This is a genomic window from Ktedonobacter sp. SOSP1-52 (assembly GCF_016587395.1).
In genome coordinates, this window is the sequence record NZ_BNJH01000003.1 from 345,045 (window position 1) to 369,074 (window position 24,030).

Below are 24,030 nucleotides of genomic sequence, written 5' to 3' on the forward strand. Positions count from 1 at the left end.
GTGATTTTATCGTTTCTATTCGCGTTCGCGAAAGGCGTAGCGCAGAAAGAGGTGGCTCCCAACGAGCCTGACGCTCTGGAGGGTGCTCCAGAGTGGGCGCTCAGGTGCAAAATGCGCTCCCATGACAACTGCAGGACGTTGATCATTATGTATATGCCCGGCGAGCTGGGGAGCAAGTGTCAGGAAGAGTTCGTCTAGCTGGCCCTCGCTGAGAAAGACGTTGAGCAGTTGGGGACCGCCCTCGGTCAAAAAGAGCTGCCCATGACAGGCCTGCTCAACAAGGGTGAGAATGTTTTGCGCAGGAATGTTGCTTCCTTGCTTCGGTTGTACGCTTGCGAGTTGTACCCAGGAGGGAATTTTTTTGGTGCGCACATGCTTCTCTCCCTCGGGCGTGGTAATGATCAGGACCGGAACCTCTCCCCGCTGAAATAGCCCCTGGTTCAGATCGATATGACCGCTTGCGCTTACCAGAACGGTGAGTGGAGGTGCCGTTTTGCCCAGGGCTAGGCGCAGATCGCGGTACTCCTGAGCGAAGGCTGGATAAATATACTCCGCTGTCCATCTATGCCCTGGCTCATCGCGTAGTGTGCCTGCGCCAACAATGATGGCGTCTGCGGCTGCGCGTAGTACCCCCATCAATACATGATCCGAGGCCAAAAAACCACTGATTGGCCCGCCACCTGTATGCCCTTGCTCATTTAGGGAGACAACACCATCAATGGTCGAGACGAAGTTTCCAATGACATAGGGTGGTTGAGTCTTGAGCGGAAGGCGAAAGTCACCGAGCAGCGCCGCAAGAGACGCTGGCAGTGGAAGCTTATCGCCTCGCTCCTGGCTATAGAGGGGGACAAATGCCTCTGGACGTTTGTCTGTGCTCATGGGCGAATATTGGCGGTAGAGAAGAACTCAGAGCGAAGTTCAGCGTTATGTTCGTACTCACCTCTCCACGCGGTAGTGCGGGTCAAGGCTGAGCTTTCACGGACGCCGCGCATGGCCATACAGAGGTGATTGGCCTCCAGGTAGACAGCGACTCCCTGGGGCTGTAAGATCGCTTCAAGTGAACTGGCGATCTGTTGCGTGATGCGCTCCTGGACGGAGAAGCGTTTGGCGAAGACGCGTACCAGGCGCGTCAATTTGGAGAGGCCAATGATGTGCTCGTCCGCGATATAGCCTACATATGCCTGGCCAAAGAAAGGAAATGCATGATGCTCACAGAGGGAGAAGAAGTGGATTGGTCCCTCAATAACCTGGCTTAAGTGGCTGTTGGTGCCGTTAGGATGCTCGGCTGGGAAGACTTTGATCAGTTTGGGATCGCCATCATAGCCCTCGGTCGCGTCAAGCATGGCTTTAAGAAAACGTTTAGGCGTATCTTCTGTCCCTGGAGTCGAGACATTCATTCCCATCGCGTCGAATATTTCTGCCATATATCCTTCAAATGTGCGCATCTGCTCCACCGAGATATGGCGTTGTTTGAGTTCTATTGCATCTTCAAATTCAAGATCATCCAGGTCTATATTTAGCGTCATTCTAATCCTCTTTTCGCTCAGAGACGAGCCATTTCTTTTCCTACAGCCTCTAACGTTCTGACGGCCGATTTTATTCTCACTTGCCTCCTCACCACGCCTCCTCTTCTTTTTATCGACAAGTCAGAAACGCTGTCTCAGTCTGTGCCAACCTGTGACAGTAGGCGCGAGCATAGCTTATTGCCAGGTGCGCGCTTTTGCACCTCTGTGGATTGTGTTGTACTTCACTGTATTCTTGACGCTCCCTTGCCTGTGCATGGGTAGGAGATTCGGCGGCGTATTCCTCTCCCATGCTCTTTCTAGGGAACACTTCCAATTGCTCTGATTGGTAACACTCTTGTATTATCTCATATCAAAACAAGAATAGAGCGCAGCGAGCCGAGGCAAAGGGGAGAGGAGCACTGGAAATCCTTGTCCAGGCAAGAAGCCAAAAGTAAGGGGCGCACTACAAAATTCCTCTCTTACTGCCGATGTATTTTCCTAGACATCGAATGTGGCAAGTTGCATTGGCTCATGTAAGGCATGATTCTGTGCACCTGCCGTTGTCACCACGGTGAAATGTCATCTTTGCCATTCTGCGTCATGCTTCAGGTGAAGCTTTTATGTATGTTCATTCGTGTTTGTAGGCAAGGTTGTGTAACGAGATCTTTTCTTGTGTTAAGGCGAGTTGACCATGCTTTTGCGGTAGGAAACGAGATGAAAGCTGCCAGATGTTGTCAGTTGGTAATTTGTGCCAGGCTTTCACCAGTAGGCGCAGAAGGTTGCGCGCCTAAGAAGGCATGATTCCTGAACCTGCCGTGCTCTAAGGCTTCTCTTCATGCCAGCATAGCTTGCGTGTGCCTCTAAGGTTCAGTGGTTATACCAGTAGTACTACTTGCTTGCTGATTACTGGACATCGTACGCTTGCTTCCGGTACATTTATAATGCTCAGGGGGGAGTAGAGATGAGAAAGCGGTCTGTGATAGTACTTTCGGCCGTATGGCCTTCCCCGCTTACCAGGTTGCAGCGTGGATATGTGACCTTTCAGTCCTCAGGTTCGTCTAGAGTCGCATGTTTGATTTGTCTGTTTTCTTGTGCCTGGACCCGTTTTATTTGTACAAAAGAGTAATCTGTGTCCTTTGTAGTAGGGAATAAATTTAACCGTAGAAACGTATTATATATGTGGAGAGCATAATCAGGTACGTAAAAAGCCTGGTACTGTTTTGAGTAAGAGTGCTTTTCCTACACTCATATTACGAATACCATGTGTTTTTCCTGTCATTGCACTCTGCTGTTGATAAGAGAAACCCTTGACAAGAACTCCAAGCACTGGTAAAGTTCAATTAATAGATTTCTACATCTAATAATCGTTTCTTCAGGCTAACCGGTATGAAGTGAGATTTTCGCTTTGCCTGGCTAGTCTCCCTCTAGAATGATGTTGCGCTCCTCAAAGTTTATAGTGGCGCCGTATCCCTTAGCGTCTTATAGCTTTGGTAATGTAGACGACAATTTGTAATGGCAGTAATCCCTCTGCCCTGGTTTCATTCTAGACTTACTCTTTACAAATCTTCTGCATTGTTATACAATGCAGTCGACCTGTTTTCTTGTGTATATACCATCGGTAAATTTCACTGCATGCCCCTGTGCCCCAGGGTCATTTGATCCTGATGTGGGTAATGCAGGCATATCAAGTACAAAAGGAAGTGAGTAGTTTCCATGAGCAACAGTGAGCTTTTAACCGTTTCCGAGGTCGCCCGCATTCTTCGTGTCGATGACACCACCGTTCGCCGCTGGGTGAAACAGGGGGCGCTCGAGGCCGTTGTTCTGCCACACGTCAATGCTCGCCAGGCCTATCGCATTAAGCGTGAAACCCTGAATAAGGTTCTGGGTTCGAACGGTCAGATCATCGCCTAAGCCTGTTCGCGCGTTATTCGCGGCCAATTGGCTTACACGCTTCCCTGGCTCTTCCAGATGCTTCTCTCGTCAATTAGTATCGGGGCCGGGGAAGCGTTTTTTTGGGGTCTCATACGAACAAAACGCGCCACGGCTGATCAGCCGTGGCGCGTTTTGTTCGTATGATGCCAATCTCAGTTTATAAGCTAGCGAGCAGGTTGTTTAAGCGATTGACGAAATCGATAGGATCCTCGAGGGCTTCACCGCTGCTGAGCACTGATTGCTCAAAGAGCACGTTGGCCCAGTCGTTGAAGCGCTGCGTATCGCTCTCGCTCTTTATGCGGTTAATAATGGGATGCTGGGGGTTGATCTCCAAAATCTGTTTGTCATGGGGCACCTTCTGTCCCGTTGCCTCTAGCAGGCGTTTCAAGCTTGGATCGATTCCATACTGGTCAATAACCAGGCAGGCGGGCGAACTGGTCAGGCGTTGGGTAATGCGTACATCTTTGACCTTCTCTTGTAGAGTCTGTTTCAGGCGCTCCACCAGGTCTCTGGCCTCGTCCGCTGTTTTCTGTTGCTCTTCTTTCTCCTGCTCGTCGGTGAACTTGTCCAGGTCGATCTCACCCTTTGAGACGGACTGCAACTTTTTGCCTTCAAACTCGGAGAGTTCGCTGCCCAGGAAGTGATCCAGGGGATCGGAGAGCAAGAGGACCTCGATGCCTTTCTTCTTAAAGATCTCCAGCAGAGGACTGTTTTTCGCCGCGGCATGGCTCTCGGCAACCAGGTAGTAGATGTTGTCCTGCCCATCCTTCATCCTGCTGACATAGGCCTCCAGCGACACATCCTGGGTCTCGCTCTCCGCGAGGGTGCTGGAGAAGCGCTGAAGTTTGGCGAGGGTATCGCGGTTGGCCCGATCTTCAAGCAGACCCTCTTTCATGACACGCCCAAACTCGCTCCAGAAGCTGGCATACTTCTCTGGCTCATTTTTAACCATATCCGTAAGCAGGCCCAGCACCTTCTTGGTCGCGTTTGAACGGATCTGGTCAATCTGGCGGTTCTGCTGCAAGATCTCACGCGAGACATTTAGGGGCAGGTCATTTGAGTCGATCACGCCACGGATGAAACGTAGGTAGCGCGGCATGAGTTTTTCGGCATCATCCATGATGAAGACGCGCCGAACGTAGAGTTTGACGCCGTGATGAAATTCGCGTGTATACAGGTCAAAGGGGGCGTGTGCTGGAATATAGAGCAGGAGCGTATATTCTTGAGTGCCCTCCATTTTGCTGTGCAGGTAGGCCAGGGGATCGCCAAAATCGTGGGCGACATGCTGATAGAACTCGTTGTATTCCTGCTCTGTGATCTCGTTTCTGGGGCGTGTCCAGAGCGCGGAAGCGCGGTTGACGACTTCTTCCTCTGGCTCCTTTCCCTCTTCCTGCTCCTCTTTCTGCATGATAATAGGGAGCATGATGTGGTCGGAGTATTTGCGGATGATCTCACGCAGGCGGAAGCCACTCAGAAATTCATCTTCGCCCTCGCGCAGGTGTAGTGTGACCTCTGTGCCACGCGTGGCCTTCTCTACGTTCTCAATCGTGTACTCGCCCTGCCCCTCGGACTGCCAACGAACACCTTCATCGGCCGTTGCCCCCGCTCTGCGGGTTGTGAGGGTGATATTGTCGGCTACTACGAAGGCCGAATAGAAGCCAACGCCGAACTGACCGATCAGATTGGCGTCTTTCTGCTTATCTCCCGTCAGCGATTTGAAGAACTCACGCGTCCCCGATTTGGCAATCGTCCCGATATGCTCAATGACTTCCTGCCGATTCATACCAATGCCATTATCGCTGACTGTGATGGTACGGGCCTCTTTATCGTAGTCAACACGGATCTTAAATTCAGCATCGCGTTCGTAGAGCGAAGAATCGGAGAGTGCATCAAAGCGTAACCGGTCAATAGCATCCGAGGCGTTTGAGATTAATTCGCGTAAAAATATCTCTTTATGGCTATAGAGCGAATGGATCATAAGATCCAACAATTGCTTGACTTCGGCCTGAAAACCAAGCTGCTCCTTGTGAGTCTCTACTGTCATGAATAATTCCTTCCATCATCTGTATGTGGCGTGAGATATGTGGTTGGCCTTCTCTCCTATGAGGTGTGCATTCTATACGTTTATATAGCATAGGAACTATTAGAAAACCATAAGAAAACTATTAGATTTCTGTTGGAGTCTATAATTGCTTGTTTTTGTGATAGCAGAGGTATGAGCAGAGCGGCTCCAGGAGCGGCCTGCGCACCCTTTGGCATACGGCATAAGAAAAAAGAGCCACTTGCTTACTCTTCTCCCTATTAAGTTTGTTATCCTCTTCAAGAGAAAACTATCCAAATGCTTTAATGCATATTTTATTGCCTATTGTACATAGTGTTCGTATACTATGTGTCCTATTCTGTCACTTATTAGCCATGTTCATACGTATCTTTAACAGATAGCACAAAAATGGGAGCACCTGGATGCCGAAACAGCAACCATCATCAACGTCACAATCACAAACATTTCCGCAGGGAACGCTTGTCTATAATAGTAGCTCAAACTGCCTGGAACTCGATGGCCAGGAATTAAAGCGCGGGGAGAGTATCGAGATCCGTGTCTTTAGTTCCTGGATTCCGGGTCAGATCGCGATGGACACTGGCGGTTGGTACCTCTTTACCCTCGACCATGTTGGTATTCGCCTTCATACCGGTTTGCCTGCTCGCTATAGTATTACGCAGCAGGCACAATTTGCAACGCTGATGCCCTCTTCGTTTGCGCCCCCACCCTATGTGCTCATCGTCGACGACGACAAGGCATTGCTCAATGCCTTACCCCATACCGTCTCGTTGCGTATTCCAGGCATTCATGTTGAGACAGCCAACACGGCTGAACATGCGCTGCAACGTATTGAGGCACAGCGCTTTGATGCTATTGTCAGCGATATTAAGATGCCTGTGATGGATGGCTTGGCATTGCTAGCCAGGGTCCAGGAATTGCAGCCAGAGACGCCTACCCTGCTTATCACAGGCCATGGTGAGCATGACCTGGCTGTGCGTGCACTACGTGGCGGCGCCTACGACTACATCCAGAAACCAATTGACCGCGATGCCTTTATTGCGGCACTGCTACGTGCCATCCAGTCCTGCCAGCTGCGACGCCGGGTGGAGGAGCAGCAGCTCGCGCTGGAAATTCATGCTCGCTCGCTTGAGATCCAGGTGCAGCAACGCACAAATGAGCTCTTCGAGGCCAATGCGACCAAGGATAAGGTCATTAGCCTGGTTTCGCATGACCTCAAGCTTCCTGTGGCGCGTCTCAAGGAGATGACTCAGTTGATCAGGCGCAAACTCGATCATGCAGATGTGGCTGAACTGGTGAGTCGTGGCTTCGCTGACATTGAAGCCTCGTTGGGGCGCACTGAGGAACTGGTGCAGGAGCTCTTAAATACATCACGCATCGATGCGGGACAGTTTATTCTGCATTGTCAGCGCGCCAATCTGGTCGATCTCTGTGCCACCTGCCTTGAGGTTCATGCAGGTCAGCAGGGGTTGCAACTGACCTGTGACTTCCTCGGATTACCACTGGAGGCTGATATTGATGACGTGCAAATTTCCCAGGTGTTGCGTAATCTGCTCCTGACGGCTCATGTCCAGGCGACCTGGAGTGATCCTGTGACGCTAACGGTTCAGCAGGCAGGCCACGAGGCGATTATTACCATTCGTAACCTTGATGCTCAGACGCGCGCGGGTATGGATATGTATGTCTCGCGCAATATCCTGGAGCGCCATGGCGGTCATCTGGAGGTGCAAAACTTTCCTGGTGATCGTTGTACCTATTTTGTGATTCTTCCGCTCTCTCAAGAAGCCTCTCCCTCACAGGCTGATACTCTGACCCTCTTACCGCGCACACATGCTGTCTGGTCAATTCAGCCGCCTGGAGCCATGCTTGGCTCTGCGTCTGAGGATGACGATGAAGAAGATGTCGCCTTGCTCCTGGATGGCGACGACTACTCGCATATTCCCGCTTCAACGGAAGATGTTTCGGGATAGTCGTATCTTCTCTTCTACTCCCGAAACGGTCTATGCCTGCCTACAGTATCTTAAAATGAAGACACATATGCCTATGTGCCATCCGTTCAGACGGCCAGCCGTCTGGGGAGAACTGCGGCTCCCACTACTCCTCGCCCCACTTGCAAAGGGTCAGAGCTACTTTTGCGTAAAATGTTATACGCTCCGTTGATATCGGCATGAATGAGGCGTCCATCCCTGGCGCGATACCAACTGCGAGCAAGACGCTTGCCTGAGAACACCGGCTTCTCAACCGCATTGGCCTCATAGGTTGGGATGGAGTCGCCGTCCAGAAAACTGGCCTTGCTGGTGTAGCTTTCTTCCTGAAGGATGACTCTGATCCCAACCAGGTGCGCTTTGTAGGTCAACTGCTCAATGAAACGAGCATGGGGAAGCTGCAATAGAGTAGGGAGCGAGTGCCTTTTGCAAGGTCACTCGTCACCCTCTCTCAGAACCGTGCGTACAGCGTTAACCGTACACGGCTCGCCCTCTACTCATCTCTTGAAATGGCTCCTTCCAGGGAGGGTTCCAGTATTTAACCGTTTTCCCTGTTTGGAGATTTCTCCGAGTGCTTCCAATCTTCTAATCACTTAAGCGGGTAGCATCAGCACACCCTCGCTTTCGTTAATTGATAAGCTGAGTAAACTACTCCCCTTCCCCTCAGACAGGTATGGTTTCGAGGCTATCGCTAGCCACTTATCCGCCTGCCGATCCCGCTCACACGGGCTGCGGAACCCATTACAGGCCCACCTTGGGTACTGCGAGAGTTCTGTCACCATGCAGGGTCTCCCCTGTTTAGGTGATCCCGCATTTCCAGCGGCATGAGATGCGACGTGCTCCAGGTCTCCTGTTCGTTCATATTCCCTCGTACAAGGGTGCGTCAGGAAGGTTGGATAATGTTATAAATTCGTGATACACCATTACTTCCTGAACCAGCGTTTCAGCCACGTTCGCTGGCATCACCAGAAAAACCGCATGAACTAGGATTTAACCAGTTTAGGCTTAACCATACACGTCCTTGCACTGACAGATCAAGAAAGTGTGGCCTTTCCTTACGCTGCCTTGGTAGGATAGACGGCCAGCGCGTTACCTCTCGGCACGTTTCCAACCGTCCTCCCCCGAACCATGGCATGCACACTTTCTATGCACCAGGCTCTCCAGAGACCCGCATCTTTTCAATGCAACTCCCACGATGGTCTCATGACACATCCGTGTCAACCATCATTTCCTGAGTCTGGCCTCCTGTGGTACTTCGCTCAACGAATGGTTTCCCATTGGCGAACTACTATTACCACTCCGTCGCCCTGACCCTCTCGGATGGTAGGCGATCCCCAAGTTACACATCATCTTCGCTTCGTCCTTAGGCCCTCCGTACGTCGTTTCTCGTTCCCTACGAGCTGGCTCTGATGCAGGCTGTAACCACGCTGGAAACGTTCATGGTTACCATCAGACATGGGCGATGACACCGCTCCCACAGGACGCATGTATTCCGCCACGACTAGAGTTGAAGCAATCATGCCTTGACCATAGACGACCTCGCTGCCTATCTTCTGACCCTTGGTGTTAGGGTTTCAACAGACTTTTAACCCCATGCTACAGTCCCCCCAAACCTTTCGGCGGGAAGTAAGGGGCTGCGTTACTCACTTCGCCTGAGTGAGGTCGCGCTCTCGCACGACAGAAGATCATGTGCCTCTTTGGGCGCACCTCCCAACATGCTACACTCCCCCCTCCCTTTCGGGATTCAAGTCATATGACAGGGATAAGTTGGGTGTGTAGTAGGTTTTCCAACAACCTACACAGCATATGCTGTACTCATTTTCGCCGTTGATGCGGCGCACCAAACTGCTGATTGTTCCTGCGCCCCAGGTTCACATTCTGTTTCCACAAGGGATTCTTGCCAATCACCAGCGTTCCGATACCTTCGCTCACCAACAGATCAATGATCCGACGGCTGGCCGTGTGCAAATACGCGTCCACACGGCGATTGCGCTTCGTCGTCACACGATCGAGATGACGTGAGGTATATCGGTTCTCATGGGCGAGGCGTTGCTGCTGCTTGGCACGGTGTTTATTGTAGCACTGATTGAGGCTTTTGAGGGGTTTGCCACTCACCAGACGAGGCACAAAACCAGATTTGTCGCTGGTAATGGCTGCGAGCACATTGACGCCCACATCCACGGCTGCCCGAAGCTGGGGGTTGACCGCAGCCGGTTGGATCTCCTGCTCATAGACGACTTCCACCATGTAGCCATCAGCGCGTGGAACGATGCGAACCTGCGCAATGGCCTCCCAGGTAATCTGAGTCGCAATCTCGATGGGGAGCCCTGATGGCACGAGCTTGCCCGTGCGCTTGAAGGCCCTCTTGCCCAGGGCTTTTTTCTCGTAGATGAGCAGGAAGCGGCCTTTGGTCTTGTCTTGATAGCCAGGGATCTTGGGGCGCCCCGTAAAGGGAGTGGGGTCTTCGCGATAGGCCTCCATGCCTTCAAAAAAGCTGACCCAATTGTGGTGGAGTTGAATGAGGATGGCATTACTGACTTTGCGAGGCAGGGCACGATAGGCCTCATGCTGTTTCAAGCGATGAAAGATGGCTGCGTAGGGCAGGTAGGTCCCCTCGTGAATGAAGGCTTGCCGGACGTGGTAATTGGCCTGGTTGTACAGGTTTTTGGAGGCAAAGGCCGCCTGGTCAATGACGGCAAAGCGTGCATCCTGATGACGAATGAGATGTCGTTCGACCAACTGCATCTGGTGGGCTCCTGCCTTTCCAACAACACGTTCTTCGAGTCGATGTGCCTCTCTTTTGTCGTTTCATACAAGAACATTCTTTCCAACGAAACTCTACCAGAGACGCCTTCTTTTGTCAACATCTGGCATAATTGCTTGGAAACGTTTTTAACACCTCTTTTTCCTCTTGAGTTTTAAGGCTAAATATGGTACCTTCTGTATAATACAGCGCATGGCGCTCAGGGCATTGCATCATCTCCATGCCTGAGTACTGAAGGGCGTTTGTACTTGTGACAATGACGTTCACATGTTTTTACCATGGAGGTACGCTTTTGAGCCTGGCTGGCTGCTCACCATTTCCCCTGATGCGATCAGGCACACGTTTTACGTTTGCCTGGGCTCGCCTGTTCTTCTCTCCTTGCGTTTTGGTTTCCCTCCCTGGCAGGTGTCTCACTTAGTGCGTCTGTTGTTTCTGGCTGGAGGTTTTTGCTATGGCTGATGCCATTTCCCCTCAAGATGAGGGGCACTCCGTTCCCAACTCTGACGCGGTTGCGGATCAGCACACGTCTGCACATGATTGGCAGGCAATCGAGCGTGATGCCGATTTCCGTGAACTCGTACGCACCAAGCGCAATCTTATCATTCCTGCGACCATTTTCTTCCTGCTCTACTACTTCGTCTTCCTGATCGTGGTTGGTTACCTGCCCGATGTGGCGAATGCCAGCGTCATCGGCAATATTAATGTCGCCTACCTGTTCGCGCTTTCCCAGTTCTTTATGACCTGGATCTTGATGGGTATCTATGTCTGGCGTGCCGGTACGTTTGATGCATTGGTACAGCGCATTGTAGCGCGTGTGAGAGGGAACAACGAATGAACGCAAAAGAGCTCCAAACCCTTATTATGTTTGGTGTGATTGTCCTGATCACGCTTGTGATTACCTTCTGGGCCTCGCGTCGCACGCGCACGACAACGGAATTCTATGCTGCCGGACGGCGTATTAGTGGCTTCCAGAACGGCCTGGCAGTTGCGGGCGATTATATGTCGGCAGCTTCTTTTCTAGGTATCGCGGGCCTGATCGCGTTCTTTGGCTATGACGGATTTATGTATTCGGTTGGTTTCCTGGTCGCCTATCTGACGGTGCTCTTCCTTGTCGCGGAACCGCTGCGCAACACCGGCAAATTTACCATGGCCGATGTGCTCACCTTTCGCCTGCGAAATCGCTCAGTGCGTACGGTGGCTGCTATTTCAACCCTCGTTGTGACCCTCATCTATATGATCGCGCAGATGGTAGGGGCCGGTTCGCTGGTGAGCCTGCTGATCCCCAGCCTGGACTATAACTGGGCCATCATTATCGTGGGTGTGTTGATGATTGTCTATGTCATCTTCGGCGGCATGTTGGCCACGACGTGGGTACAGATCATCAAAGCTCTCTTGCTTATTGGCGGAACGATTGTGCTCTCGTTCCTGGTGCTTAGTCATTATGGCTTCTCGCTTGGCAATTTCTTTGATGCCATACACGGCGTTGTGGGCAAGTATTGCACCAATGGAGGCGTGTTGAAGGATGGTCAGTGTACCGCTGGTAGCCTGGTGACGCAGAACTATCTCATGCCGGGCTTGCGCTATCACGGTACCTATGGCCAGCTTGATCTGATCTCGCTGGGCCTGGCCCTGGTGCTGGGTACTGCTGGTCTGCCCCACATTCTGATGCGCTTCTATACTGTACCTACGGCGCGTTCCGCGCGCTCCTCTGTCGTCTGGGCAACCGTGATCATTGGCGTCTTCTATATCCTGACGACCTTCCTGGGCTTTGGGGCCGCGACGCTGGTGGGGAAGGCACATATAGCTAACCAGAATCTTGCCGCGCCCTTGCTGGCTGAGGCTGTAGGTGGAACGCTCTTCCTGGCCTTTATCGCGGCCGTGGCCTTCGCGACCATTCTGGCTGTTGTTGCGGGTCTGACGATTGCGGGTTCCTCAGCCTTCGCGCACGACATCTGGTTGAATGTGATTAAGGGGGGGCGTGAGGATGAGCGTGAGCAGGTCCTGGTCGCCAAAATTACGGCGGCTGTGATTGGCGTGCTCGCGATTATCCTGGCGATTGCGCTGCGCTATAGTAATGTGGCCTTCCTGGTTGGCCTGGCCTTCGCCGTGGCGGCGAGCGCTAATGTGCCTTCGATTATTCTCTCACTCTTCTGGCGTCGCTTTAACACGGCGGGTATGGTTGCCAGCATGCTGGTTGGCCTGATTTCGTCGGTGCTCTTGATTATTATCAGCCCGGCGATTATGGGCATCGATCCTCCGGGAACAGCCGCCACCGCCGCGCATCTCATTCAGGCCAAGGCGCTCTTCCCGCTTGAGAATCCTGGTCTGATCTCCATTCCGCTGAGTTTTATTGTCGCGATTGTGGCCTCGCTTGCCACGCGAGATGCGTCCGCGGTTGAGACCTTTAGTGAGACCAATGTCCGTGCTAACCTCGGTATTGATGCCGAAGTCTAAGTTCTATTGCTCGTTTGAGACGCCCTCTGATCTTTGTAGCGGAGGGCGTCTTTTTGTGTTCTCCTGTAAGGATGATTTGTGATACAGTATGGAGAAGAGCCGTTCCCCCTGTTTTGTGCATGTGCCCTCTTGCAATGACGCATGATCGGAGCTACATATCTGCTCGAATCGCCAGGAACGTTTCCTTACTCACGATATGACTTGCGATGTATACCAAGATGTATTGATGTAGCCTATTAACGAAGGAGTGTATGCAGAATGTCCATTATAAAGCAGGAGCTAACCAGCGATCAGTACAAACCTCGAAAAGAGGACAAATTTACCTTTGGTCTCTGGACTGTGGGTAATCAGGGGCGTGACCCCTTTGGCGACGTTGTACGCCCGGCTCTCGATCCTGTGAAGAGCGTGAAGAAGCTCTCCGAGCTTGGCGCCTGGGGCGTCAATTTTCATGACAACGACCTGGTGCCCTTCGGCGCGACCCCTGCTGAGCGTGACCGCATTGTGCGCAATTTTAAGCAGGCCCTCTCGGATTATGGGATGATTGTGCCGATGGCAACGACAAACCTCTTCTATCACCCCGTCTTCAAAGATGGTGCCTTTACGGCGGTTGATCCCGCGGTTCGTGCCTTTGCTTTGCAGAAAACGATGTCTGCCATCGACCTGGGCGCTGAGGTGGGCGCGACAACCTATGTCTTCTGGGGTGGCCGCGAAGGTGTCGATGCCGAGGCCAGCAAAGATCCCGTTGTGGCTGTGCAGCGTATGCGCGATGCGATCAATTTCTTCTGCCAATACATTATCGACCAGGGCTACAACATGCGCATTGCCCTTGAGCCCAAGCCGAACGAGCCGCGTGCAGATACCTATTTCCCCACTATTGGCCATATGCTTGCCTTTATCTATACTCTGGACCACCCTGAGATGGTTGGTGTTAACCCCGAGGTGGCTCATGAGCATATGTCTGGCCTGAACTTTGTGCACGGGATCGCCCAGGCGCTTGATGCTGGCAAACTCTTCCACATCGACCTCAACGACCAGAAGGGGCCACGTTATGACCAGGACTTCCGCTTTGGTAGCGAGAGCATTAAGAGCATGTTCTTCCTAGTGAAGCTCCTGGAGGAGAAGGGTTATGATGGCCCACGCCACTTTGATGCCCACTCTTATCGCACCGAGGACGAAGAGGGCGTATGGGACTTTGCGCTTGGTTGTATGCGCACGTATAACATGCTCAAAGCCAAGGTCCAGCAGTTTAATGCCGACGCCGAGATTCAGGCGCTCTTGCAGGACCTCAACGGTGGCGACCAGACTTATGGTGGCCTGCTCAGCGGCTATAGCAGCGAAATCGTTAAGAAGTTGAAAGAGACTCAGTTCGACGTCGATTCGCTCGCCAAACGCGGCTATCGTTATGAGAAACTCGACCAGATGACCATCGAGCTGATTCTTGGCCTCCGCTAATTTCCCCCAAGAAATAATTAAAACTTTCCTATGTATGTGGTTGCGGGCTGGCACTGCCAGCCCGCAACCACATACATAACCCAGTACGAAGTACCGCAGGTGCTGAGGCGAGACGCAAGAAATTCATTTGTATGCATCTGTTTGGTAGACTAATGAGAGATAGTTAGATGCGGATCAACGTGACTACATCTGTGGAGGCTATGCAGAAAAAAATACAGTATGCTCGTCAACGTTACAGTAAGTGGCTCGTAGAGCGTTTGCGACCAGCTTTGCTCTGGCTCTTCTCTGAGCCCGCCCGTCCCATTCGTTTCGTCTGCATTGGTGGCTCTGCTGCCCTGATTCAGCTCTGCCTGCTCGACCTCTTCTTACAACTTCACATACATGCCTGGCTGGCAAACATTGTCGCTTTTTTCCTCGCAGCTCAGTTTAACTTCCTCTTTAGTTCTTTTTTTACCTGGCGAGATCGTACCGTTTCCCGTTCTGGCAAACTGAAGCGTGGAGCGCAATTCATTAAACGGTGGTCAACATTTCACAGCTCGATTTTAGTCACCGCCTTGCTCAATCAACCGATCTTCATGTTGGCCGGAAGTGTTGTGCCCTCGCTCTGGGCTTCCGCGCTTGGTATTCTGGTTGCGGCCTGTGTCAATTTCTTTGTTATGAACCGCCTGGTCTTTCGCCAGGAGTAAACAGGGAGAGGATGTGCTGTGGAAAGGCCTACGACCTTTCCACAGCACATCCTCTCCCCTGTAGAAAGAGTGTCGCTCTAGTATGCTGTGGGAAACGCTTAGCGTTTGATCTTGAGTGTGCTCACAAAGTTGGCAGCCAGGGCCTCATAGGCGTCGGAGTAGTACTCTTCGACGCGGCCAGCGTCACACAGCGAGGTCAACGCCGAGTCAATCGGCATCTGTCCTAGCAGAGGCGCGCCCGTAACCGAAACCAGTTCCGTTGCGTTGCTGGGACCAAAGATCTCATAGCGCTCGTGATCGGGAGTCTCAAAGTAGGACATATTCTCAACGACGCCCACGATTGAGCCTTTGAGCTGCTGTACCATGTTGACACACTTCATGACGACCATGGTGGCAAGCATCTGTGGTGATGAGACAATCACAACGCCATCAAGCGGCAGTGCCTGCATAACAGTCATAGGGGCATCCGAAGTCCCAGGAGGCAGGTCGACCAGCAGGTAATCGAGCTGGCCCCAATCCACATCGCTATAGAATTGCTTGATGGCGCTCGATATCATCGGGCCGCGCCAGACGACGGGATCGCTCTCCTTTTCAAGGAACATATTCATAGACATGACTTTGATGCCACCCTTGCTGCGTAACGGCTCAATGCCTCCGCTCGCTGACTTGGTAGGTTGTCCCCTGGTACCAAACATGCGTGCAATGCTGGGGCCGGTAATATCGCCATCTAGAATACCCACGCGCTGCCCCTGTCTGCGCAGCGAGACCGCCAACAAGCCTGTGACAAGCGACTTACCTACGCCGCCCTTGCCGCTCATGATTGCGATTACTTGCTTGATTTTTCGGTCGGGATCGGACGAGAGCATGTTAAGCGGAATGCCCTTGCCCACAGGAGCCTTCTTCGGAGCCACTGAGGTCGGCTCTCCATTCGCGGCCGCATTGAGATCTTTTACCAGCAGTTCAAGTTTCTCTGGAGAGAAACGATGCGTTCTTGCCCCGCCCGCGACACTTTCACGTGCTCCAACCGCACAGGCGGTACATGGGAGACCATGACCATGAAATACCTTGACTGTTGCTGGATACCTGGTCACGACATCATGAATAACCATGTCGGCAGTAATAGTTTCCGCCATCTCTTATCCTCAATAGCGGCAATAACAGTATAGACATGTGTTTGCCGCCCTGCAATTTGTAAACTAACAAAGGTCAAAAGACACTGCTTCATAGATAAAAAAATGTAATTCCTACCTATTTACTCCGATTATTATAGCACACATCAATCCAACCGGCTATATTTCCTGTGCTCCAGGGTAGGGTTTTGAGAGGCCTCGCTTGATCCTTTTCGCTACATTGCACGCAACTATGGCTTATGTTATGATGGCTGCATCAGGTAGATAACGTGCAGCTGACACACACAGCAAAATACACAGAAAAGGAATAGCGATGGAGGCAGACACCGAAAGCTATTTTAAGCAAGTGAATCTCTTCGCAGGTCTAAGCGAAGATGAAATTCGCGAACTCTCCAGTGCAGCTCGTAAACGCTCCTTTCGCTCTGGCGAGGTCATCTTTCATCGCGATGATCCCGGACAGGTTCTCTACGTTATCAAAGAAGGGAAAGTGAAAATCTGTCTTATCAGTCCTGATGGGCAGGAGATCTCGCTTGTTGTCCTTGGTAAGGGCGAATATTTTGGCGAACAGGCTCTGCTTGATGGACTGGGACGTTCGGCCGATGCCATTGCGCTTGAAAAGATTGAGTGTTATACCTTACAGCGTAGTGATTTTCACAAAGCGATCCTCAAAAATCCAAAGATTGCGATCTCTGTGCTTGAAGTACTCTCTAAACGCCTACGCAATACTGATCAGCAAGTAGAAGATCTTATCTTCCTGGATGTATATGGGCGCGTGGCGAAGAAGCTTCTCGACCTGGCTGATGCGCATGGTATTCAGGCCAGCGATGGTGTGCGTATTGATGTCCGCCTGACGCAGCAAGAGCTTGCTTCGATGGTTGGAGCCTCTCGGGAGAGTGTGAATAAGGTGCTTGGCTATTTTACCGACAAGCAATATATTAGTACAGATCGTCACCGTATCACCATTCACCGCATTGCGGACCTGCGCCGGCGCGTTTATTAGATAATGTCATGTCTGTTTGAGACCTCGTGCTTGTGGCGCTCACTCAGGTTGGTGTATTGGTGGCAGCCTCAGGTAGCCACCAACACACCAACCTGAGCATTTGAGTACCTAGAATATGCCTATATACCTCCTGGACTTTTGGCCTACTCGTTACTGCTCCACGCGCTGAACCGTCTCGTTAATAGCTTATTTTGTTGGGAACATATCAGACATGATATTGAAAGAGAGCGTCTTTTAGGGAAATCTATGCCAACTACTAGTGAACCTAGCGTAAATACATCACAATCTCCACATGGCGGCTTACCGCAACTGACAGCCCAACAGCCTACACTGAGCACCCTGGGACGCCTGCGGGCCCTGGTAAAGGCGATGCGACTGAAACAATGGACCAAGAATGCGACTCTTTTTATTGCTATTGTGTTTGCTAGCCATCTCCTGTTAGTGGATGAGCTTGAGCGAACCATCCTGGCCTTTTTCGCGTTCTGCCTGGCCTCCAGCACTATCTATCTGCTCAATGACCTACTTGATCTTGAGCAAGATCGCCAGCACCCGGTCAAATGTAAGCGTCCCCTAGCATCGGGGCAGCTCCCCGCCTCCTGGGCTATTGTGGCTATTATCGTTCTGGTGCTGCTGTGTGCTGCTTTGTCTTTGGCAATCTTTTTCCTTCCCGTTACCAAATCTCAGGATGTTTATGCCGGGCTGGGTGGCTCGAATGTTCTCTTCTCGCTCTGTGTACTCTCTTACCTGGTGCTTATGGTTCTGTATGGCATCTGGCTAAAGCATATTGTTCTGATCGATATTTTTGTGATCGCCTGCGGCTTTGTCTTGCGTGTGATTGCGGGTGCGGTCGTGACTCCCGTTTCAATCTCCCCCTGGCTCTATATGGTGACTTGCCTGCTCTCGCTCTTCCTGGCATTGAGCAAGCGGCGCAATGAACTGGTACTTTTGCAGGGACGAGCTAGCTCCCATCGCCAGATTCTGAAGGAATATAATATTCCTATGTTGGATCAGATGATTACGGTTGTGGTTACCTGCACCCTGATGGCTTATAGCCTCTATACCATCGAGGCGCCTACTGGCCACCACAGTATCATCTTAACGGTTCCCTTTGTGCTCTATGGCATCTTTCGCTATCTCTACCTGGTCTATGTACGCAACGATGGGGGGAGCCCTGACGAGGTCCTGCTACGTGACCGCCACATGCTGATAACCGTTTTGGTGTGTGCGACAATTATTCTGCTTGTATTCTACTTACCACACTGATGGAGCTGGCTTTTGCAAACTCGTAAGATACGTAATGGCATTGTGGTCTCGCTAATATTTGCCTTCGTGGTCATGCTGGTCATCGCGTTCTACGCCGATGTTCCAAACATGCTGGCGGCATTTGCTGGCTTTCACTGGATCTACCTGCCTGTAATCCTGGGCCTGACCCTGGTGAACTATACTGGACGTTTTGTGAAGTGGAGTTATTATCTCAAGCGTCTGCGGATTGTTGCGAGACCCTCCATCAGCCTGCTCATCTTTCTCTCGGGCTTATCAATGGCTATTACACCTGGTAAGATTGGTGAACTGCTCAAATCCTATTTGCTTAGGCAATATACCGATGCACCTATTAGCCATTCGTCGCCTATTATTGTGGCTGAGCGGCTCTCTGATGGCCTGGCTATGCTGGTGCTGGCCTCTTCTGGCCTCTTGCTCTATCGCTTTGGTTTGCAGCTGATGCTTCCCCTCCTGGTCGTTGGTCTGGCTGGTGTACTGGTCATTCAGAACCGCACGCTCTCTCTGCGCCTCTTGCGCATTTGTGAGCGTCTCCCTTTTCTGGGACGCTTTGCTCAGCATTTCCAGGCCTTCTATGAGAGTGCCTATACATTATTGCAGTGGCGCCCTCTGCTTCTGGCCGTTGGCATTGGTATTGTGTCCTGGTCAGGAGAATGCCTGGCATTCTATTTTGTCTTCCGAGGTCTCGGGATTGCGGCAAGTATGGATCTGGTGCTGAAATCTACCTTTATTCTTGCCGTTTCTTCCCTGGTTGGCTCTGCCTCTGGCTTGCCTGGTGGGCTCGGTTCCGCTGATGGCAGTGTGCTGGGGCTGACCCGCCTTCTAGTAACGTCATCGTCGGCATTGGGAGGTGCAGCGACCCTGCTCATTCGTTTCTGTACTCTCTGGTTCGGGCTACTGATCGGAGTTGGTGCGCTGCTTACGCTCCGAACTGTGCCTGCGCTCAAGGCCGTTCACCGTGAACGCGCTGAGGCTGATCGTTTGCTTGACTCCCAGCCCTTTTCTATTGCTCATCAATCTAACGCCGATCTCTCATCAGTATCGGCTACTCGCGGAGAATAAATTTCCATGAAAACGTTGATTATCATTCCCACCTATAACGAGTATGAGAACCTGCGCCCTCTGCTGGAGAGCATCTTTTCCTTCGCTCCTCAGACGCACATTCTGGTTGTCGATGATAACTCACCTGACAATACTGGTAAGCTTGCGGATGAGATTAGCGCGAATGATCCTCGCGTTCATGTGCTGCATCGCGCTGGGAAGTTGGGCCTAGGCACTGCCTATATCGCGGGCTTCAAGTATGCTATTGAGCATGCCTATGATGCCGCTTTCGAGATGGACGCCGACTTCTCACATGATCCCAAGTATCTGCCAAACTTCCTGAAGGAGATCGAGAACGCCGATCTCGTCATTGGCTCGCGCTATATCCCTGGCGGCAGCACGCCTAACTGGTCGATCTCACGCCGCCTCATCAGTGGCTGTGGGAATATTTTTGCACGCTTCATGCTTGGTATTCCCGTGCAAGACTGTACCGCTGGTTATCGCTGCTATCGTCGTCGCGTGCTAGAGACGATCAATCTGGATACCATTGAGTCGCAGGGCTACGCCTTCCAGGTTGAGCTGGCTTATCGGGTGATGAAGCAAGGCTTTAAGATTGTTGAGACCCCCATTACCTTTATGGATCGCCGCGTTGGCTCCTCCAAGATGTCCAAGAACATTGTTTTTGAGGCATTCACTTTTGTTATTCGCACGCGCTTTGGTAAGCAGCAGCATACGCCTGTGATTAAGAGTGCCGTCCAGGAGAGCCAGGCCGAGCAAGAGCCGTCCCCTGTCGCTCATCAGTAGCCTTTACATCTATACTCATCAAAACGAAAATAAGGGCCGTCGCAACGGCCCTTATTTTCGTTTCTTCTTTTTCTTTTTGCCCCCGGTGTGCTGTTGCAGGCTCATTTCCTCATAGTCCCATTTTGCTTTGTCCGCTGGATTGAGTCCATAGACCTTGCGCACCTCGATGCGGTGCCTGGCTCGGGCCTCAACGTCTCTTGGCCCTGCCTTTAGCTGCATGGCTAAATGCCCCGTTGAGCGTGTTTGGCCCCCCTTTTCTCCCACGGCGTCGCGAATTTCTCCGTCATCGCTATACATCTCTACCTCACGCCCCGCCTCTCTTGCCTGGGCTGCCATCCTGATGATGACTGCGTCAGCCTTCTCTCCATAACGCGAGAAGACAATACGAATATGCTCTTCATGCTTGATCTCTTCTCGAGCCCCATTCCCATCAAAGACGACAATCAATGTGTGTTCACTGTTGCGGTATCGATTCCTCAACTGTTGAATCAGGACGCGGCGTGCGTGCTCCATGTTGTCTATGCCCAGGGATTGAAACATCGGATTCTTTTTGATGACGTTGTATCCGTCGACGAGAATATCACGGCTCATGACATTGGTGGTGCCCCTTTTATTTGAAAAATGGAGGATGTTGCAGCCAGTTCCAGAAAGCAGCTATGTATCCGCGCACATCAATGTGCAGTATCTGCCATAAAAATGTATTGACCTCCATTGAGAGCGTGGCTGCTATGATCCCTCCTACGAACAGTGCCAGCAGGATAATTCCAACGCTGAAGATGGCTTTGCGCATCCAGCTGAAGTGTTGCCTGTCTCGACGCCCCGGAAGGGTCGCGATCTCATCAAGCGCTACCTCGCCTGGCTTCTTCTCTCTGCGGGCCAGGATTGTGCTTGCTTTGAACACAGGTGGCTGTGTCGTTCTCTCATGCACGCGACCCCCATCCTCATCCACCTCTCTCCCCGAAACACTGCGTATGCGTTTCCCTCGTGTGTGCGTTGGATGTGTGGAACTGGTTTTGTTCGTCCATTCCCTATGATAGCGCCCTTCCTCTATACAGACCAGTCCCTCCTGACTATCCTCCCCCCAGGCTGCGTTTCGCTCCTGCACCTGAAGTACTAACCCTGCTTCCTGCACACAGGCGGCACACAGCGCATAGGACCGATCCCAGCAATCTGGGCAGGCAGGTCGGCGGCAGCGATAGCAGAAGCGGCTGATGTTGAGGAGCAGGTGCTCACGCTGCATGGGCGTCAGTGGCTCCCACAACTGCCATGTGCCTGTCACGGTGTAGTGCGCCGCACAAATGCTACAGGTCACCGACTTCTCGTTCCTCTGTGCCTCTGGATTTGCTTCCCTGCTCATATAGGCCTCCTGCTTATGCCGGTGTAAAGAGCACAAAAGTGTTAAAGTGTATTTTGAAAGCGAATTGGAAAGTGTAACTTGTTTTTGCCTTTATTATACGTTCTCGCTGCCCCTCCCAACATACTCAAGCAAACTTTTTGAGTTGGCGAAAAATTGCGAAAGGATTTTTTATCACATTTGCAGAATTCCCCGAAGGCCCTACGCAAGCATGAGGAACGATGATTATATGCAATCCGTGCAGATCAGCCTGATGGGGGACCCAGACCGGCTTGGACGGGTCTTCACTAACCTGCTCAGCAATGTCATCAAGTATTCCCCCAGCGCAGCGACCGTCGAGACGGGACTCTCCTCCTCCGAAGATGCGGTCGCGATCCTAGTGCAGGATCATGGTCTGGGCATCCCGCGCGAGCAGCGCGGCAAGGTTTTTGACCTGTTCTTCGGGTTACTGATCCCAAGCAGAAGGCGGTCCCTGGTCTGGGCATGGGGTTGTCCATTGTCGCGGAGATCGTCAGGTACCACGGGGGAACCATCACGGTGGACAGCGATGTCAGAAAAGGCTCAATCTTTACGGTCACCCTTCCCACGAGGCGGGCCGCCTGAACGTGGAGAGCACGCCATAGGAAGCATCCTATGCACATCATCTCTCGTCGGTGATGGCGACAGAATATGGGTGGGCACAGATAGAACCGCTATCACCAACTAGGTTTCCGCGGACGAGCGAGAGCGTCCGCTTCCCATCTGTGTACGCCCATGTTACCTCATCTGTGTCGCCAACAGAACGCACGTCTGGTTGGCTGGGGGGCTCAAAATCCGGTTCGCGATGTCGCTGGGCGAGGCCCCTGAATTTACACTATGCGTGCGCAATAGACCGAATCCTTCGCGGATTCACGCGCGAAAGAGCTCGCTGATTCCGAACATCCGCGCCCAATTCTCACGCACTCAGCGCAAAACCGTCGAACTTTCACGCTATTGACCAGAAGACGAGGACGAGGGCGATTGCAGTCCGCTCGCTCAAAGCATGAGCGGACTGCAATCGCCCTCGAAAGGATTACTTACAGTAAACGAGCGAGAAAGCTCCGCTCTTTTAAGGCGGGGATGAATCGCTCTTCCTTGTTTTGGGCGGATTGGGTAGCAAAGGTTGATATGTTGGGTCATCCCACGGCAGAAAGCTATCTACAGCACATCGTACTATTTCCGCTTCAGGTAGGTTCTCCTCTCGACTTTTGCGCTCTAGTCGTTCTACTTGTTTCTCAGCAAAGTAGATGTCCTTGCGTGCTCGTGCCATGTTATACCTTTCTTGAATACAGCACAGTTATGCTGTAAAATAGAGCAGAGCAAGCGAGAAGGAGCAAGGACGTGCTGATCTTCGAATACAAGCTGGATGGCACCAAACAGCAATATGCCGCCATTGATGAGGCTATCCGTATTGTGCAATTTATCCGCAACAAGTGCCTGCGCTTGTGGATGGACGACCACGCCACCAAAAATGAGTTGCAATGCTATTGCGCCGTTCTTGCCAAAGACTTCCCCTTTGCCTCTTACCTCAACTCCCAAGCTCGTCAGGCAAGCGCAGATCGAGCGTGGTCTGCCATTCAACGGTTTTATGGCAGTTGCAAACAGAAGAAGCCAGGGAAGAAAGGGTATCCTCGCTTTCAAAAAGATAACCGCTCTGTGGAGTACAAGGCGACAGGTTGGAAACTTGCGCCTGATGGCAGGCATATCACCTTCACGGATGGCTGTGGGATTGGGCGTTTCCGCCTGGTTGGAACACGTGACATTGAAACCTTCCCTGTGAAGCAGATCAAACGCGTCCGTCTGGTAAGGCGTGCCGATGGGTATTATTGCCAGTTTGTGGTGCAAGCAGAGCGCAAGATTGAACACGTTCCTACTGACAAACAGGTTGGGATTGATGTTGGGTTAAAAGCGTTCTATACCGATTCTGAAGGGGAAACAGTTGAGAATCCCCGCCACTATCGCAAGGCTGAAAAACGCCTCAAACGTTTGCAACGTCGTCTCTCCAAGAAGCAAAAGAAGAGTAAGAATCGCAAGAAAGCCCGTCAAGCCGTTGCGAAAGCGCATTTAAAAGTTCAAAGGCAGCGCGAAGATTTTGCCAGAAAGCAGGCAAACGCGCTTGTCTCGTCTCACGACTTGATTGCCTTTGAAGACGTGCAGATCCGCAACATGGTAAGAAACCGCCACTTTGCCAAGAGCATTCATGATGCTGGATGGGGACGGTTTCTCTTATGGGTACACTATTATGCCACGTTGCATGGCATCCCTGTTGTTGCAGTGCCGCCTCACTACACCAGTCAACAGTGTTCGGGGGGTGGCACGTTGGTGAAGAAAACGTTAAGCGTGCGTACCCATGTGTGTACGGGGTGCGGCGTTGTGCTGGATAGGGATCACAACGCCGCCGTGAACATTTTGCAAAAGGCTCTTAGTACCATCGGGCAGATGGGAACTGATGCACGTGTGAGTGCATGAAACGCTTCTGGACAGGAGGACCGCTACTACCTCTCAGCAATGGGAGTCAGCACGTCGCCTGGATGAAGGAAGAATCCCTCGTGATTTATCCGAGGGAGT

19 protein-coding genes and 1 pseudogene are annotated in these 24,030 nt (G+C 51.9%); 12 read left to right on the top strand and 8 right to left on the bottom strand.

From position 1 onward, the window contains the following. Positions 1-15 precede the first annotated feature (15 nt). Together JMJ16_RS27040 and folE are read right to left on the bottom strand one after the other, a co-directional pair. Entirely contained in the window at positions 16-879 is an 864-nt protein-coding gene (locus tag JMJ16_RS27040; RefSeq protein ID WP_201386656.1) for a dihydrofolate reductase family protein, read from the bottom strand. After that, a complete protein-coding gene (gene folE, locus JMJ16_RS27045) occupies positions 876-1,526 on the bottom strand; it encodes a GTP cyclohydrolase I (protein WP_007907148.1) in 651 nt (216 codons plus the stop codon). The genes JMJ16_RS27040 and folE overlap by 4 nt, the downstream gene beginning before the upstream one ends. A 1,692-nt stretch (positions 1,527-3,218) precedes the next feature. On the opposite strand from folE, the gene JMJ16_RS27050 reads away from it, so the two are divergent. Further along, positions 3,219-3,416, top strand: a complete 198-nt coding sequence (locus JMJ16_RS27050) for a helix-turn-helix domain-containing protein (protein ID WP_007907147.1) — start codon at positions 3,219-3,221, stop codon at positions 3,414-3,416. 178 nt (positions 3,417-3,594) lie between these two features. Here the strand turns inward: JMJ16_RS27050 and htpG are convergent, their stop codons facing one another. Then, positions 3,595-5,481, bottom strand: a complete 1,887-nt coding sequence (gene htpG / locus JMJ16_RS27055) for a molecular chaperone HtpG (protein ID WP_201386658.1) — start codon at positions 5,479-5,481, stop codon at positions 3,595-3,597. 419 nt (positions 5,482-5,900) lie between these two features. On the opposite strand from htpG, the gene JMJ16_RS27060 reads away from it, so the two are divergent. Further along, complete coding sequence (locus JMJ16_RS27060; RefSeq protein WP_201386660.1) at positions 5,901-7,466, top strand: response regulator; 1,566 nt, start codon at positions 5,901-5,903, stop codon at positions 7,464-7,466. Positions 7,467-7,552: 86 nt separating this feature from the next. Here the strand turns inward: JMJ16_RS27060 and JMJ16_RS27065 are convergent, their stop codons facing one another. Together JMJ16_RS27065 and JMJ16_RS27070 are read right to left on the bottom strand one after the other, a co-directional pair. Further along, positions 7,553-7,885: a zinc ribbon domain-containing protein gene (locus JMJ16_RS27065; protein ID WP_255553247.1), complete on the bottom strand. Its 333-nt coding sequence runs from the start codon at positions 7,883-7,885 to the stop codon at positions 7,553-7,555. 1,411 nt (positions 7,886-9,296) lie between these two features. Further along, positions 9,297-10,226, bottom strand: a complete 930-nt coding sequence (locus JMJ16_RS27070; protein WP_236601708.1) for an RNA-guided endonuclease TnpB family protein — start codon at positions 10,224-10,226, stop codon at positions 9,297-9,299. A 470-nt stretch (positions 10,227-10,696) separates the two neighbouring features. Here JMJ16_RS27070 and JMJ16_RS27075 point away from each other — a divergent pair, with 470 nt between their 5' ends. The 4 genes from JMJ16_RS27075 (at position 10,697) to JMJ16_RS27090 (ending at position 14,837) form a co-directional block, all read left to right on the top strand. After that, complete coding sequence (locus JMJ16_RS27075) at positions 10,697-11,080, top strand: DUF485 domain-containing protein (protein WP_201386663.1); 384 nt, start codon at positions 10,697-10,699, stop codon at positions 11,078-11,080. Continuing rightward, positions 11,077-12,699, top strand: a complete 1,623-nt coding sequence (locus JMJ16_RS27080; RefSeq protein ID WP_201386664.1) for a cation acetate symporter — start codon at positions 11,077-11,079, stop codon at positions 12,697-12,699. Before JMJ16_RS27075 ends, JMJ16_RS27080 begins: the two co-directional genes overlap by 4 nt. Positions 12,700-12,957: 258 nt before the next feature. Beyond that, positions 12,958-14,151 carry a xylose isomerase gene (gene xylA / locus JMJ16_RS27085; RefSeq protein WP_201386666.1) on the top strand — a complete coding sequence of 398 codons (1,194 nt, stop codon included), beginning with the start codon at positions 12,958-12,960 and terminating at the stop codon, positions 14,149-14,151. A 200-nt stretch (positions 14,152-14,351) separates the two neighbouring features. After that, positions 14,352-14,837, top strand: coding sequence for a GtrA family protein (locus tag JMJ16_RS27090; RefSeq protein ID WP_201386668.1), 486 nt, complete (start codon positions 14,352-14,354; stop codon positions 14,835-14,837). A gap of 98 nt (positions 14,838-14,935) precedes the next feature. On the opposite strand, the gene JMJ16_RS27095 is transcribed toward JMJ16_RS27090, so the two are convergent. After that, positions 14,936-15,970 carry a P-loop NTPase gene (locus tag JMJ16_RS27095; RefSeq protein ID WP_201371121.1) on the bottom strand — a complete coding sequence of 345 codons (1,035 nt, stop codon included), beginning with the start codon at positions 15,968-15,970 and terminating at the stop codon, positions 14,936-14,938. Positions 15,971-16,280: 310 nt separating this feature from the next. Here JMJ16_RS27095 and JMJ16_RS27100 point away from each other — a divergent pair, with 310 nt between their 5' ends. From JMJ16_RS27100 to JMJ16_RS27115, 4 genes are all read left to right on the top strand, one after another. Then, positions 16,281-16,967, top strand: coding sequence for a Crp/Fnr family transcriptional regulator (locus tag JMJ16_RS27100; protein WP_007907127.1), 687 nt, complete (start codon positions 16,281-16,283; stop codon positions 16,965-16,967). Positions 16,968-17,213: 246 nt separating this feature from the next. Beyond that, positions 17,214-18,230 carry a decaprenyl-phosphate phosphoribosyltransferase gene (locus tag JMJ16_RS27105; RefSeq protein WP_201386671.1) on the top strand — a complete coding sequence of 339 codons (1,017 nt, stop codon included), beginning with the start codon at positions 17,214-17,216 and terminating at the stop codon, positions 18,228-18,230. Between the two features lie 12 nt (positions 18,231-18,242). Next, complete coding sequence (locus tag JMJ16_RS27110) at positions 18,243-19,307, top strand: lysylphosphatidylglycerol synthase transmembrane domain-containing protein (RefSeq protein ID WP_201386673.1); 1,065 nt, start codon at positions 18,243-18,245, stop codon at positions 19,305-19,307. Between the two features lie 6 nt (positions 19,308-19,313). Continuing rightward, positions 19,314-20,090, top strand: a complete 777-nt coding sequence (locus JMJ16_RS27115; RefSeq protein WP_201386675.1) for a polyprenol monophosphomannose synthase — start codon at positions 19,314-19,316, stop codon at positions 20,088-20,090. A 51-nt stretch (positions 20,091-20,141) separates the two neighbouring features. On the opposite strand, the gene JMJ16_RS27120 is transcribed toward JMJ16_RS27115, so the two are convergent. Together JMJ16_RS27120 and JMJ16_RS27125 are read right to left on the bottom strand one after the other, a co-directional pair. Then, positions 20,142-20,681: an NYN domain-containing protein gene (locus JMJ16_RS27120; RefSeq protein WP_201371127.1), complete on the bottom strand. Its 540-nt coding sequence runs from the start codon at positions 20,679-20,681 to the stop codon at positions 20,142-20,144. 19 nt (positions 20,682-20,700) lie between these two features. Beyond that, a complete protein-coding gene (locus JMJ16_RS27125; protein WP_201386677.1) occupies positions 20,701-21,447 on the bottom strand; it encodes a hypothetical protein in 747 nt (248 codons plus the stop codon). Between the two features lie 235 nt (positions 21,448-21,682). Between JMJ16_RS27125 and JMJ16_RS27130 the strand changes: the two are divergent. Continuing rightward, positions 21,683-22,047 (top strand): annotated as a pseudogene (locus JMJ16_RS27130) (sensor histidine kinase); the annotation flags it as partial. Positions 22,048-22,803: 756 nt separating this feature from the next. After that, positions 22,804-23,931, top strand: a complete 1,128-nt coding sequence (locus JMJ16_RS27135) for an RNA-guided endonuclease TnpB family protein (protein WP_201386679.1) — start codon at positions 22,804-22,806, stop codon at positions 23,929-23,931. The last annotated feature ends 99 nt before the right edge of the window (positions 23,932-24,030 follow it).

What these genes read in the sequence shown, in the direction of transcription:
- JMJ16_RS27115 (WP_201386675.1), top strand. Translation starts at nt 19,314, where the DNA reads ATGAAAACGTTGATTATCATTCCCACCTATAACGAGTATGAGAACCTG.
- JMJ16_RS27040 (WP_201386656.1), bottom strand. Translation starts at nt 879, where the DNA reads ATGAGCACAGACAAACGTCCAGAGGCATTTGTCCCCCTCTATAGCCAG.
- JMJ16_RS27095 (WP_201371121.1), bottom strand. Translation starts at nt 15,970, where the DNA reads ATGGCGGAAACTATTACTGCCGACATGGTTATTCATGATGTCGTGACC.
- JMJ16_RS27105 (WP_201386671.1), top strand. Translation starts at nt 17,214, where the DNA reads ATGCCAACTACTAGTGAACCTAGCGTAAATACATCACAATCTCCACAT.
- htpG (WP_201386658.1), bottom strand. Translation starts at nt 5,481, where the DNA reads ATGACAGTAGAGACTCACAAGGAGCAGCTTGGTTTTCAGGCCGAAGTC.
- JMJ16_RS27125 (WP_201386677.1), bottom strand. Translation starts at nt 21,447, where the DNA reads ATGAGCAGGGAAGCAAATCCAGAGGCACAGAGGAACGAGAAGTCGGTG.
- JMJ16_RS27120 (WP_201371127.1), bottom strand. Translation starts at nt 20,681, where the DNA reads ATGAGCCGTGATATTCTCGTCGACGGATACAACGTCATCAAAAAGAAT.
- JMJ16_RS27100 (WP_007907127.1), top strand. Translation starts at nt 16,281, where the DNA reads ATGGAGGCAGACACCGAAAGCTATTTTAAGCAAGTGAATCTCTTCGCA.
- JMJ16_RS27060 (WP_201386660.1), top strand. Translation starts at nt 5,901, where the DNA reads ATGCCGAAACAGCAACCATCATCAACGTCACAATCACAAACATTTCCG.
- JMJ16_RS27070 (WP_236601708.1), bottom strand. Translation starts at nt 10,226, where the DNA reads ATGCAGTTGGTCGAACGACATCTCATTCGTCATCAGGATGCACGCTTT.
- xylA (WP_201386666.1), top strand. Translation starts at nt 12,958, where the DNA reads ATGTCCATTATAAAGCAGGAGCTAACCAGCGATCAGTACAAACCTCGA.
- JMJ16_RS27090 (WP_201386668.1), top strand. Translation starts at nt 14,352, where the DNA reads ATGCAGAAAAAAATACAGTATGCTCGTCAACGTTACAGTAAGTGGCTC.
- JMJ16_RS27080 (WP_201386664.1), top strand. Translation starts at nt 11,077, where the DNA reads ATGAACGCAAAAGAGCTCCAAACCCTTATTATGTTTGGTGTGATTGTC.
- folE (WP_007907148.1), bottom strand. Translation starts at nt 1,526, where the DNA reads ATGACGCTAAATATAGACCTGGATGATCTTGAATTTGAAGATGCAATA.
- JMJ16_RS27075 (WP_201386663.1), top strand. Translation starts at nt 10,697, where the DNA reads ATGGCTGATGCCATTTCCCCTCAAGATGAGGGGCACTCCGTTCCCAAC.
- JMJ16_RS27050 (WP_007907147.1), top strand. Translation starts at nt 3,219, where the DNA reads ATGAGCAACAGTGAGCTTTTAACCGTTTCCGAGGTCGCCCGCATTCTT.